This window comes from Pseudonocardia alaniniphila, assembly GCF_022524485.1.
GTDB lineage: Bacteria > Actinomycetota > Actinomycetes > Mycobacteriales > Pseudonocardiaceae > Pseudonocardia > Pseudonocardia alaniniphila.
This window is the reverse complement of the sequence record NZ_JAKXMK010000020.1, coordinates 104,400-116,256: the sequence shown is the minus strand read 5'-3', so window position 1 is coordinate 116,256 and position 11,857 is coordinate 104,400. Positions and strand designations below refer to the sequence as shown.

The 11,857-nt window shown below is 69.7% G+C and carries 11 protein-coding genes and 1 pseudogene; 6 read left to right on the top strand and 6 right to left on the bottom strand.

What is annotated here, in order from left to right; translation table 11 throughout:
* Window positions 1-15: 15 nt before the first annotated feature.
* The gene (locus MMF94_RS23170; protein ID WP_241039249.1) at window positions 16-951 is read right to left on the bottom strand and encodes a phosphoribulokinase; all 936 of its coding nucleotides are present in this window, start codon (window positions 949-951) and stop codon (window positions 16-18) included.
* A 177-nt stretch (window positions 952-1,128) separates the two neighbouring features.
* Here MMF94_RS23170 and MMF94_RS23165 point away from each other — a divergent pair, with 177 nt between their 5' ends.
* Both MMF94_RS23165 and MMF94_RS23160 read left to right on the top strand, forming a co-directional pair.
* The gene (locus MMF94_RS23165; protein ID WP_241039248.1) at window positions 1,129-1,785 is read left to right on the top strand and encodes a response regulator; all 657 of its coding nucleotides are present in this window, start codon (window positions 1,129-1,131) and stop codon (window positions 1,783-1,785) included.
* Entirely contained in the window at window positions 1,782-3,002 is a 1,221-nt protein-coding gene (locus MMF94_RS23160) for a GAF domain-containing sensor histidine kinase (RefSeq protein ID WP_241039247.1), read from the top strand. Before MMF94_RS23165 ends, MMF94_RS23160 begins: the two co-directional genes overlap by 4 nt.
* A 5-nt stretch (window positions 3,003-3,007) precedes the next feature.
* Here MMF94_RS23160 and MMF94_RS23155 read toward each other — a convergent pair whose 3' ends face one another.
* Window positions 3,008-3,895 (bottom strand): LysR substrate-binding domain-containing protein, encoded by an 888-nt coding sequence (locus MMF94_RS23155; RefSeq protein WP_241039246.1) that lies wholly within the window; start codon window positions 3,893-3,895, stop codon window positions 3,008-3,010.
* A 104-nt stretch (window positions 3,896-3,999) separates the two neighbouring features.
* On the opposite strand from MMF94_RS23155, the pseudogene MMF94_RS43590 reads away from it, so the two are divergent.
* Window positions 4,000-4,530, top strand: a pseudogene (locus MMF94_RS43590) (NADH-quinone oxidoreductase subunit C); the annotation flags it as partial.
* Window positions 4,531-4,573: 43 nt separating this feature from the next.
* Here the strand turns inward: MMF94_RS43590 and MMF94_RS23145 are convergent.
* On the bottom strand, window positions 4,574-6,283 hold the full coding sequence (locus MMF94_RS23145) for an MFS transporter (RefSeq protein ID WP_241039245.1): 1,710 nt from the start codon (window positions 6,281-6,283) through the stop codon (window positions 4,574-4,576).
* A 48-nt stretch (window positions 6,284-6,331) separates the two neighbouring features.
* Window positions 6,332-6,724, bottom strand: a complete 393-nt coding sequence (locus tag MMF94_RS23140) for a hypothetical protein (protein ID WP_241039244.1) — start codon at window positions 6,722-6,724, stop codon at window positions 6,332-6,334.
* A gap of 1,208 nt (window positions 6,725-7,932) precedes the next feature.
* Here MMF94_RS23140 and MMF94_RS23135 point away from each other — a divergent pair.
* Window positions 7,933-8,526, top strand: coding sequence for a sigma-70 family RNA polymerase sigma factor (locus MMF94_RS23135; protein ID WP_277398800.1), 594 nt, complete (start codon window positions 7,933-7,935; stop codon window positions 8,524-8,526).
* Window positions 8,527-8,549: 23 nt separating this feature from the next.
* Here the strand turns inward: MMF94_RS23135 and MMF94_RS23130 are convergent, their stop codons facing one another.
* Window positions 8,550-9,479, bottom strand: a complete 930-nt coding sequence (locus MMF94_RS23130; RefSeq protein ID WP_241039242.1) for a serine hydrolase — start codon at window positions 9,477-9,479, stop codon at window positions 8,550-8,552.
* 321 nt (window positions 9,480-9,800) lie between these two features.
* Between MMF94_RS23130 and MMF94_RS23125 the strand changes: the two genes are divergently transcribed.
* Window positions 9,801-10,793, top strand: coding sequence for an AraC family transcriptional regulator (locus MMF94_RS23125; RefSeq protein ID WP_241039241.1), 993 nt, complete (start codon window positions 9,801-9,803; stop codon window positions 10,791-10,793).
* Between the two features lie 35 nt (window positions 10,794-10,828).
* On the opposite strand, the gene MMF94_RS23120 is transcribed toward MMF94_RS23125, so the two are convergent.
* A complete protein-coding gene (locus MMF94_RS23120; protein WP_241039240.1) occupies window positions 10,829-11,014 on the bottom strand; it encodes a hypothetical protein in 186 nt (61 codons plus the stop codon).
* A 132-nt stretch (window positions 11,015-11,146) separates the two neighbouring features.
* Here MMF94_RS23120 and MMF94_RS23115 point away from each other — a divergent pair, with 132 nt between their 5' ends.
* Window positions 11,147-11,734, top strand: a complete 588-nt coding sequence (locus MMF94_RS23115) for a transglutaminase-like domain-containing protein (RefSeq protein ID WP_241039239.1) — start codon at window positions 11,147-11,149, stop codon at window positions 11,732-11,734.
* Window positions 11,735-11,857: the final 123 nt, after the last annotated feature.

Sequence of the window (11,857 nt, the reverse complement as noted above, 5' to 3'; positions counted from 1 at the left end):
GGGAGTCCGGAGCAGCTACGCGGCATCCAGCATGTGGAAGAGCAGCAGGAGCTGGGTGACCGCCAGCGGTCCGCTGCGCTTGCCCCAGCTGAGCAGGCCCAGCCCGTCCGGGACATCGCCCGCCCGGTCGAGCAGCGCCCAGATCGCCTTCTCCAGGGTGCGGCTCTCCTCCTCGGCGACGTCGCCGTGCACGTGGAGCGTGTCGACCGGCCTGCCGTCGGTGTCGCGGCACAGCTTCAGGCGCATCGAGGGGTGGTCGGCCAGCACGCTGCTCAGGTCGGGGTGGCGGATGGTCGGCCGGAGCACGAGCTCCGCCGAGAGCGCGGTGGCCGGCAGGTCGTCCCGTGACGGGATCGGCGCGAACCGGACGACGATGTCGGCCTGGCTGCGCTGCGGCTGGATGTAGGCCTCCGACTCGGCGATCCGGCGGTTCATCTCGGCGAGCACCTCGGGCCGCGTGTAGCCGCGGGCGCGGACGTCGCGGGTCAGCTTCCAGCGGCGGCGGATCCGCTCCGGCGGGTCGAGGTACACGGTGACGTCGAAGCACGCCCTCGCGAGCTTGCTGTACAGCGGGAACAGGCCCTCGACGATGATGTACCGGTTCGGCTCCACCCGCTCCGACCGGCAGAACTCGCCGGTGCGGTGGTCGTACACGGGCTTGAGGATCGGCTGGCCGCTGGCCAGGAGCTGCAGGTGCTGCTCCATGATGTCGAGGTGGTTGCAGTCGGGGTGCAGCGCCGTGAAGGGCAGGTCGCGGCGTTCGGCCCGGTCGTAGCGGTGGTAGTCGTCCACGCAGATCGACACGCAGTTGTCCGGGCCCAGGGCCTGCACCAGGCCGCGGGTGATGGTCGTCTTGCCCGACGCACTGTCCCCCGCGATCGCGATCATCACCGGGCGCGACACCGCACCGGCCCGCACGATCCGCAGCGCCTTGTCCACCACTGCATCCACCTGCCCCTCCGCAGCGCCCACCACCCTGGAATGGCGGCGCCGCTGCCGCAGTAGGGAGACGTTAGGCGGATCACGGCTCCTCCGGGTCCCCCGCACTGGGGGTACGGCGGGGGATGCCGTCGCGATGACGTCTCTGAAGAGGTGTTCGCCCGGATGCCGGGGCCCTATCGTCATGTGATGCCCGGCCCCTTGCGCATCGTCCTGGTCGACGACCACGAGATGGTGCGCCATGGGCTCAAGGCGATGCTGGCGCCGTTCCGCACCCGTGTCCAGGTGGTCGGCGAGGCGGAGGGCGCGGATGACGCAGTCCCGCTGGTCACGGGCCTGGATCCGGACATCGTGCTCTCCGACGTCCGGCTGAACGGGGCGAGCGGGCTGGACCTGTGCCGGCGGCTGCGTGAGGAGCGGGCCGAGCGGCGGGTGGTGCTGCTGTCGGTGTACGACGACGAGCAGTACCTGTTCCAGGCCATGCGTGCCGGAGCGGCGGGCTACCTGATCAAGCGGATCACCGGGGAGGACCTGGTGCGCCACCTCGAACTGGTGCACGCCGGGGAGACCGTGATCGACCCGGGGATGGCCGGGCGCGCGGTCGCCTCCGCGGCGCGGCTGCACAGCGGGGAGTTCTGGCCAGGCGCCCGCCACGGCCTCACCCACCGCGAGAGCGAGGTGCTGTCCCTGATCGTCAGCGGCCTCTCCAACCGGGCCATCGCCACCCGCCTGACGGTCGGGGACGAGACCGTGAAGAGCCACCTGCGTTCGATCTACCGCAAGCTCGCGGTGAACGACCGGGCCGGAGCCGTGGCCGCGGCCCTGCGCGAGGGCATCTTCCAATGACGGGCACACGACGTCCCACCCTGGACGATCTCGCCGACCTGGAGGCGGAGAACGCGCTGTTGCTCGCCATCGTGGAGGCCACGTCGTCGGGACCGGACGTCGAGCCCCTCGCCGCCGCGGTCGCGCGGTTGATCGTCGAGGCCACCGCCACCGACGTCTGCTTCGTGCACGTGCTCGACGACGCCGGGCGCTCGCTCACCCTGGCCGGCGCCACCCCACCGTTCAATGGGCAGGCCGGCCGTGTGCGGCTGCCGATCGGCACGGGGGTCGCGGGCTGGGTCGCGGAGCACGGCAGGCCCGCCGTGATCGTCGACGACAAGCACGCCGACCCCCGCTACGTGCCGATCGCGGCGTTGCGCGGCGTCGACTACACCTCCATGGCCTCGGTGCCGATGACCAGCGATCTCGCCGGTCTGGTCGGTGTGCTCAACGTGCACACGGTGGTCCGTCGCGAGTTCACCGCCCGGGACATCCGGTTGCTCACCTCGATCGGCAGGCTCGTCGCGGGAGCCCTGCACTCCGCGCGGCTGCATCGCAGGCTCGTCGCCCGGGAGCGTGCCAACGAGCGGTTCACCGAGCAGGTGATCGCCGCCCAGGAGACCGAACGGCGGCGGCTCGCGGGCGACATCCACGACGGCATCTCCCAGCGCCTGGTCAGCCTCGGCTACCACCTCGACGCCGCGGCAGGCACGCTGCGCAGCGATCCGGCGTACGCCGAGCAGCAGCTGATCCTGGCCCGCGAGCTCGCCGACATCACCGTGGACGAGGCACGGATCGCCATCGGCGGCCTGCGTCCCCCGGTGCTGGACGACCTCGGGCTCGCCGGGGGCCTGACCAGCCTCTCCCGGACGGTGCCCGACCTCGACTGCGAGCTGATCCTCGGTGATGAGCGCCTGCCCGAGCACGTCGAGATCGCGCTCTACCGGATCGCGCAGGAGGCCCTGCAGAACGTGCAGAAGCACGCCAGGGCCACCCGCGTCGAGCTGCGGTTCGCGGTGCGGGAGGGCACGGTCCGGCTCGAGGTCAGCGACGACGGGTGCGGGTTCGACACCGGGGTGGGCGGCTTCGAGGCACGCGACCTGCAGCCGGAGGCCTCCGGCTACGGGATGCGCAGCATGGCCGAGCGGGCCGAACTGGTGGGCGGCACGTTGACGGTGCGCTCGCGGCCCGGTTCGGGCACCACCGTGACCGTGACGGTTCCGGCCACCCCGGCCTGATCCGCTCAGCGCCTGGGCGGCGGAGCGCTCCAGCCCAGCTCGGGCCGAGCCAGCAGGTGGGTCACGAACAGGTCGGTGCCCGCCGTGGCGTGCGGGTGGCTCACCACGTGCCACGGGCGGTTCAGCGGTGTGCCCGGCATCGGCAGCTCCACCAGGTCCCCGGCCTCGATCTGGCGGGCCACGGCCTGGCGGGACACCAACGTGACACCCAGACCGGCCTGGGCCGCGGCGATCACCGCGCCCGGCGAGCCGAGCACGAGCCGTGGAGGGTCGGCGCCCGCCGCCGAGAGCAGCGCCTCGCACGTCTCGCGGGTGCCCGAGCCCGCCTCACGCATCAGCCAGGTCGAGTGAGCCGGCGAGAAACCGGCGGCGAGCGACGGCGGGCCCACCGCCAGCAGCGTGTTGGGGCTGACGGCCCGGATCCCGGCCGCGAGCTCGTCGGGGGGACGTCCGGCGAGCACGAGGTCGACGTCGTGGTGGGCGAGCAGCGGCCACACCCGGGCCCGGTGAGCGACCTCCAGCCGCAGCGTGACCCGCGGATGCCGGCCGCGGAACGAGGCGAGCATCGCCGGAAGCACGTGCTCCCCCGCCGTGGTGACGGCGGCCAGCCGCAGCAGCCCTCGCTCCGGATCGGCCTCGCCGCGGGCGGCCGCCATCGCCTCGTCGTGCAACCCCAGGATCCGGCGGGCGTAGCCCGCGTAGCGCTCCCCGGCCGGGGTGAGCAGCACCCCTCGGCCGTTGCGGCGCACGAGCGGCACTCCCACATCCGCGGCGAGTGCGCTGACCGCTGCCGAGACGGAGGACTCCGTGACCACCAGGCGTTGCGCGGCCGCCCGTACCGAGCCGGTGTCGGCCAGCTCGACCAGGGCCCGCAACCTGGCGTTGGTGGTCATTCCCGCATGGTCCCTGCGGAACAGCCACTGCGGTACCCCCGGGTAGCGGCGCCTGACGCCGCGGAACCTTGGGCAGATGGTTGACGGTCTGCTGACGACTCTTGATGGACGGGGGCAGTTCCGGGCCCCATGGTGGAGCAGCGCCGGGGCAGCCCTCCCCGGGCGAGGGGATGGTGAGGGTGCCTGTGACGGGAGACGGTCGCCGCCCGGCCGCTCGGCTGCGGAACGGCGCAGGTGCGGGAGCGAACGCCGCTGCCGACGAACTCGCCGTGCTGGTCGGCGCCGCACTGGCGATGGGCGAACCGGAGATCGGGCAGCGGCTCGTCACGGTCATCGTCGAGCCCGGCGCGTGGTGCCACGCCCTGGGATGGGCCCGCGACGATCTGGGCTGTTCGTCCTTCGACTACCTCTGCGGAGTCGAGCAGCACGACTCCGCCACGATCCTGGTGACCGCCCATCTGCACAGTCCGGGAGGACGTAACCACGTGCTCGTGCGCACGCTGGTGCCCGCCGACCGGCGCCGGCTGCCCAGCGCGACCGGCCTGTTCCAGGTCGCGCAGCGGCACGAGCGCGAGACGCACGAGTCGGTCGGCGTGCTCTTCACCCACCAGCCGGACCTGCGCCCGCTCCCCGTCCCGGACGGCGACGAGGACCCGTGCACCCGTTCGGTGACCGAGGTCAGACCCGTGCGCTCGTTGCGGCCGGCAGGGGCTGGTCGGGCTCCTGGTAGCGGTACTTCCCGCCCCGCAGCGCCGACGCGACCGCGGCCACCAGGCACGCCGCCGCTGCGAACCCGAGGGCCAGCGTGAGACCTGCCGCGAACGGCCCGGAGATCAGCTCCGGGAAGAACGCGCGTCCGGTGAGAAACTGAGCGTCAGCAGGCGGCAGCGCCCCGAGCACCTGCGGCCCGAGCAGGTTCTGGATCGGGTTGACACCGAGCAGCGCGGCGAAGAGCGTGCCGACCGGAGGTAGACCTGCCACGCGGTTCGCGACGTCCGCGGGAACACCGTGCGCGATGAGACCGGTGGACAGCGTGCCCGGCAACGTCCCGGCGAGGCCGATGATGAGCAGCGAGAAGAACACCCCGATCGACAGCACCGTCGCCGCGTTCTGGAAGGTCGAGGTCATACCGGCGCCGACCCCGCGTTGCGAGGCCTGCAGGCTGTTCATGATCGCGGCCCGGTTCGGTGAGCTGAACATCCCCATCGCCAGCCCGTTCAGCACGAGGAGCAGCGCGAAGATCCGGTAGTCGAAGTCGACGGGCACGAGGTCGAGCAGGAGGAAGCTGACGGCGGCGAGCACCATCCCGCCGGTCGAGAAGGCGCGCGCCCCGAACCGGTCCGACAGAATTCCGGACACCGGACCGGCCACGAGGAAGCCCACGGTCAGCGGCACCATGTAGATACCTGCCCACAACGGCGTCTGCTCGAAGTCGTAGCCGTGCTCGGGCAACCAGATCCCCTGCAGCCAGATGATGAGGATGAACTGCAGCCCACCACGGCCGAGCGCGGCGAGCAGGTTGGCCACGTTGCCTGCGGTGAAGGCGCGTGACCGGAACAGCGACATGCGGAACATGGGCTCCGGCACACGCCTCTCGATCGCCACGAAGCCGGCCAGCACCACGATGCCGCCGATGATCAGACCGAACACCGACGGGCTCGTCCAGCCCATGACGTGCGTGCCGTAGGGCTGGATGCCGTAGGTGATGCCGGTGAGGAGCGCGACGAGCCCGACCGCGAACGTGACGTTGCCCCACCAGTCGAGCTTCGCGGGGACGCGGACACCCGTCTCGCGCAGCTTGTAGTAGGCCCAGATCGTCCCGAAGACGCCGACCGGCACCGACACCAGGAAGATCCAGTGCCAGTTCAGCGGAGCGAGCACTCCACCGATGACGAGCCCGAGGAACGAGCCGGCGATGGCCGCCACCTGGTTGACCCCCAGCGCGAGTCCGCGCTGGTCGGCCGGGAAGGCGTCGGTCAGGATCGCGGTGGAGTTGGCCAGCAGCAGCGCTCCTCCGACGCCCTGCAGCACGCGCATGCCGATCAGCCAGATGGCGGCGGCGTCACCATGGGTCCAGGTGACCGCGAGCAGCACGGAGAAGACCGTGAAGACCGCGAAGCCGAGGTTGTACATGCGGGTGCGCCCGAACATGTCGCCGAGCCGGCCGAAGCTGACCACCAGCACAGCGGTGACCACCAGGTAGCCCATGATCAGCCAGAGCAGGTAGCTGATGTCGGCCGGCGCGAGCGGGTCGATGCCGATCCCGCGGAAGATGTCCGGCAACGCGATGAGCAGGATCGACATGTTGATCGTCACGATCAGCACGCCGAGCGTGGTGTTCGAGAGGGCAATCCACTTGTACCGGCGCGCCGCGGAGTTCGTTAGCATTACGAACAATATACGCCGGGAACGCGACCGGCCGCCGCTTTGGCGCGGTCAGCGAACGCGGAGGATGCGCGTGGTGACGACGGCTGTCGTGGTGAGCACCGCAACCCCGGCGAGCTCCAGAACCAGCGTGGTCGGCACCAACGGCGTCGTGAGCTCGTCGACGAACCCGAAGAGACCCACGGTCAGGGCGAGCGTGAGCGCACCCAGGGTGCCGGCGATGAACAGCCCGCCCAGCGCGGCCGTCAACGGGACGTGCCGCGGCCGGACGGCGATCATCGCGGCCGCCAGGAACAGCGCCCCGGCAGCATTGGCCAGGAACGACACACCGATCCGCGGAATCGCCCCGTATCCGACGAACCAGAGCAGGAGGTGGCTGCCGCCCACCGCGAGGAGCAGCGCGGCGCTCAGGCCGCGGCCGAGGAGCAGGACGATCCGATCCATCGGGTTGGTGGTGCTGCGCGACGGTCGCGCCAGCCCCTCCGGCCCCCGCGGTTCCGGTTCGCCGGTCGACGGCGACAGCCAGGACACGGCGGTCATCCGACTGCGGCGCGGCGCGCTGGGCAGGCTGAGGCGCGCCGCAAGGTCCGTCCCGTCGAGATCGGGGGGACGCCGAGGTTGGCGCGGTACATCTGGACCTCCTGATTGCCGGGTGGCGCCCGGCGGCGCCCTGCAACCCACATGTGATCACGAAGTTCCGAGGCGGAAGGTTCATCGGATCCCCATGTGCTTCGGATCCCATCGGCAAAGGACGGACGCCGCGGTCACCGCCGGGAAGAACGACCGGCTATCGGAATCGCCGGTGATGATGCAACTCACAGCCCGAAAGCCGGATCGTCGCCGTCCGACGACTTTCGGTGAGGTCGACCATGCGGCACGGCCCGCCGACAGCAGGCGATCAGCCCCGCGACCACCGCCACCACCACAGCCGTCGACGTTCTCCGCATCCGCCCACGTCACCGGGCCTCCTGCCCGGCACCGGCCGCGGCGAGGACCCGCAGCGCCCGGTCGCGTCCCGGAGTGGCGCCTGGTTGCACCATTCAGCGGGATCGACACAGCGCAGCAGGCTCAACAGGGGCATCAGCTCCGCAATCTCCCGGCGGCAGTCCACGCAATCAGGGAGATGACGGTCGAACGCGGCACGCTCCGACTTCACGAGACTGCCGACCAGGTAGGCGCCCAGCGAGAGGCAGACATCGTCGTCCTCTCCGCTCACCACGCCACCGCTCCGCGGAAGACATCTGACCGCACCACGTGCCCCCTGACGGTTCCCGGTGTCGTCCGGTTCACTGCGATCCCTGCGTGTGGCCCAGGCCATCGCCACAGATCGCGATCCCCCCGACCAGTCAAAGCGCGCCGCCGACGCGCGGGGCTCGCAACCCCGCCAGACTCCTCGGGGGATCGTCCGGAAATCTCGGCAGAATCATCGCCGCATCCAGAGCGTAAAACTGCGTGAATATCCATGGTCCAGCACGTAACAGACAAACAGGATAATTTCGACAGAACAATGATAGAGATTTACTCAACGCTCTCCCGAGCTATACGTCACACGTATCCCAACAGGGCTCCGATTTACATGGCGCAAGCTAACGAAGCCCGTCGCTCCGGACTTTCTCCGAGGTGGATGTCGATATTGTGGATAGACTGTGCACGTGCCGGCCAAGAAAGACGCCACCCGGAGCGATAATCGTCTTCAGAACAGAGATCCGAGAGCCGCGGCGGCACTCATGCGGCACATCCACGATCAACACGGCCGGGCGCTCTGGTCGTTCGCCATGCGGCTCACCAGGGGCAATACCAGCAAAGCCGAGGACGTCGTCCAGGAGACGATGTTGCGCGCCTGGCGCCATCTCGACGCACTCGAGGAGAGCCGCGGCTCGCAGCGCACCTGGCTGTTCACGGTCGCGCGGCGGATCTCCATCGACGAGTGGCGGTCACGTGGGCAGTTCGTCGAGTTCACCGTGGACGTCGTCCCCGAGGTGATCGCGGAGGACACGATCGACCGGGCCGTCCAGAGCTGGACCGTCGCCGCGGCGCTGAACCGGCTCTCACCGGAGCACCGCACGGCGTTGCACGCGTGCTACTTCCACGGCCACACGGTGCGGGAAGCCGCACGGGAGTTCGGAGTACCCGAGGGCACCGTCAAGTCACGGCTCTACTACGGCCTGCGTGCGATGCGCGCCGAACTGGAGGCCGTGGGCGAGCTGGCGAGCACCTCGAGCGCGCGCTCGACGAGTAACACGTGACCCGGCGCCGCGACTGCCCCAGGTCATCGAGGCTGGGGAATCGCGGCCTCGGCGGCGGCCGTCGCCTTGTTCACGATCGTCCGGGCGGCGGCGGAACCCGCGTTCGCCGGGTTCTTGCTGAGGATCACCACGACGTACCGGTCGTCACTGCCCAGCACGCCGGTGGTGTGGAGGTCGAAGTCGGAGTTGATCCACATCCACCCCTGCTTCGCCGCCACATTCGACTGCCGCGGGGGTGCGATCAGGCCGAAAGCCTGGTCGAACCCGTCGGCTCCCTTGTCCTGCGCATGGCCGAGAGCGTTCATGATCATGCTGCGGCTGGCCGAGGACATCGACTGCAGCACGTAGTTGTAGACGGCGGTCACGTCGCGCGCGGAGATCTTGGTCTCGCCCCACTGCGACGGATCAGCAGGCGGCTGGCTGTCCTTGAGGCCCACCAGGCTGATCGTCTGCGACACCGTCTCGGCCCCACCGAACTTCACCCAGAGTGCATCCATCGCGTTGTCGTCGCTGGCGACGAGGGCCCGCTGGATGTCGTTGCGGTCGGTGGCCGACAGTGTCAGTTTCCCGGCGTCGACCCTGTGCAGGATCGCGACCACGGTGTAGAGCTTCACCACTGACGCCGAGTAGAAGCGGGTCGTCCCGTTGGTGCCGACCGCGAGCATTCCGGTCTTCCGATCGAGGACTGCTGCCCCGATCTGGGTGCGCGGGTTGGCCGCCTGGACGGCATCGGCCCGCTGCACCGCGCTGTCCACGGCGGCCGACGATGCCGCCGCCACCCCGGCGGTGTCACCGGCATCGAGAGCAGGCATCGCCACGGGCGCCATGGCAGTCCGCGACGCGACCGATCCCGGGCTTGCGTCCGCGACACCCGCGTCCGTGCGGCCCTCCAGCAAGAAGGCACCCGCACCGAGGAACACGGCCAGAGCCACCACGAGCAGGGCGGACCTCATCGGTGTGCTTCGACGTTTTCCTTCCACACCTTGATGACGTTGGGCGACGTCTGCCTGTTGCCGTCTGTGGAATCTTCACAGGAGATCAACAGCTTTCTGCAACTCACAGTGATGCGCGCCGCAGAACCTTGAATTCGCCACTCATGCAAGGGGCGACATAAGCGATCCGGACAGGAGAGCGCAAACCCCGTAGCCTGGACCTTCAGCAAATCCCGCATTGTCGTGACAGGGATCATAGATCAACCTGACCCGAACCGCAATCACGCTCATAGCATGGGCCGCAAGAGTGCACGTCGAGCCGGACCGGACCCTGGTTGGCACATGAGCGAGAATGCGCCGCGCGATCCCGGGCGAGCAGGTTCACCGCCCGTCGTCGCGACTACGGCGAACCTGGCACAGAAATGCTTCACCGCTTTCTACCCGGCGCGGTTCGACATTCTCGGCGAGCGCCGGTCCGGCGCGGTGCATCGCTTCAGCCGGATCGGGCCGATCACGATGGGTGACATCACCTACGGCCGGGACGTCCGGCTCGAGCTCGACGAGCTCGGATCGAGCTACCACGTGAACATCCCGGTCGCCGGCCGTCTGGAGTCCCGGCACCGGGGGGTGGACGTGGTGGCGACACGGGAGCGGGCCGCGGTGTATCGGCCCGACGGCGAGGTCATCCTCACCCGCTGGGCCGCTGACTGCCGGCAGCTGTGCGTGAAGCTCGACCGGGTAGCGGTCGACCGCACGCTGGAAGCCCTTCTGGGGCGTCCGGTCTCCGGACGGATCGCGCTCGCCGCCGCCATGGACATCAGGAGCGGCGCTGCCCGGAGCTGGACACAGTTGCTCCTGACGCTCAACGACCAACTTGCCTGCAGCGACAGCATCGTGCGGCAACCACTGGTCGCCGCCCCCCTCGCGGAAGGCGTGGTGCGCGGTTTCCTGCTGGCCGCCGAGCATCCCTATTCGCAGGAACTGAGCACATCCGCGGAGCCCTGCCGTCCGTCGGCGGTTCGCTCGGCGATCGACATCATGGAGACCGATCCGCAAGCGCCCCTGACCACCCCGGTGCTCGCGGCGAGGTGCCACGTCAGCGTCCGCACGCTGCAGGAGGGCTTCCAGCGCCATGTCGGTATGTCGCCGACGACATACCTGCGCCGGATCCGGCTCCACCGCGCACACGAGGAGCTCCGAGCGGCCGACCCCTCCCACACAACCGTCGCGACCGTCGCGCACAAGTGGGGATTCACCCACCTCGGCCGCTTCGCCGCCGCGCACGAAGGGGAGTTCGGAGAGCTGCCCGGCGAGACGCTGCGCGCAACCCGGTGACCATCGGGGCGCCTCAGCGCTCGTAAGGCAGGACGTCATCCGTCCTGGAGGTGCTCGCGCCGCCAGACGGCCGGCGTCGTCCCGTACTGCCGCGTACCTTCGCGAGGAGCGTGGCGGACCGACACCAGCAGCTCGATCGCGGCCCGTCCGGCGTCCAGCCGCTGCGGCGCGGTGAGCTCGTCGGCCACCTCGAACAGCCGACCGAGGTAGCCGGACAGCACGCGCCCGAGGCTAGTTCCGGGACATCCGCCCAGGTAGGAGCACTGCGAGTGCTCTTGGTACTACCAGATTGCCGTACCCGGGCATCGACAAATCGCAGGCGACACAACCCGGCCGCTGCCTACCATCCGCCGGTGACAGTGGACTCGGACGCCCCGGAGGCCTACCTGGGCCAGGACGCGGTCGTCGACTTCGGCCGGCCGGAGATCAGCGAGCTCGCGAGCGGCCTCCGCTCGCAGCACACGGACGACGTCGACTTCGCCCGAGCCGCCTTCGAGCACGTGCGTGACAACATCCGTCACTCCTGGGACGCGCAGGACCCCCGCGTGTCCATCAGCGCATCGGACACGCTCGCTCACGGCACCGGCCTCTGCTTCGCGAAGGCCCACCTGCTGGCCGCCATCCTTCGATCCCAGGGCATACCCACCGGCTTGTGCTACCAGCGGCTGACCGACGACGGGGCCACCTTCATGCTGCACGGGCTCGTCGCTGTGTTCCTGAACGGAAACTGGCACCGGCAAGACGCCCGTGGCAACAAGCCCGGCGTCGACGCCCAGTTCTCACTCGGCGAAGAACGCCTGGCGTGGCCGGTCCGCCGCGAGCTCGGAGAACGGGACTACAACCGGGTCTTCGCCACTCCCAGCCGGAAAGTCATCGAAACCCTCGAAGCAACGAACAACATTCTCGACCTCTGCCGCGGCGGACTCCCCAGCGATCTCTGACACGACACTGAGCTCCGAGGCCTCAGGGCAGGAAATCGGCCACCCGAATCGTTCTGTCGATCTTGCCGAGGATCGGGCGGCCTACATCGAGAGGCTTGAGGTGATCACGGAGCAGGGCGCGCT

Bases quoted from the DNA above. Each gene is read 5' to 3' on its own strand.
- MMF94_RS23155 (WP_241039246.1), bottom strand. From the start codon at position 3,895: ATGACCACCAACGCCAGGTTGCGGGCCCTGGTCGAGCTGGCCGACACC.
- MMF94_RS23160 (WP_241039247.1), top strand. From the start codon at position 1,782: ATGACGGGCACACGACGTCCCACCCTGGACGATCTCGCCGACCTGGAG.
- MMF94_RS23130 (WP_241039242.1), bottom strand. From the start codon at position 9,479: ATGAGGTCCGCCCTGCTCGTGGTGGCTCTGGCCGTGTTCCTCGGTGCG.
- MMF94_RS23145 (WP_241039245.1), bottom strand. From the start codon at position 6,283: ATGCTAACGAACTCCGCGGCGCGCCGGTACAAGTGGATTGCCCTCTCG.
- MMF94_RS23125 (WP_241039241.1), top strand. From the start codon at position 9,801: ATGAGCGAGAATGCGCCGCGCGATCCCGGGCGAGCAGGTTCACCGCCC.
- MMF94_RS23165 (WP_241039248.1), top strand. From the start codon at position 1,129: ATGCCCGGCCCCTTGCGCATCGTCCTGGTCGACGACCACGAGATGGTG.
- MMF94_RS23140 (WP_241039244.1), bottom strand. From the start codon at position 6,724: ATGGATCGGATCGTCCTGCTCCTCGGCCGCGGCCTGAGCGCCGCGCTG.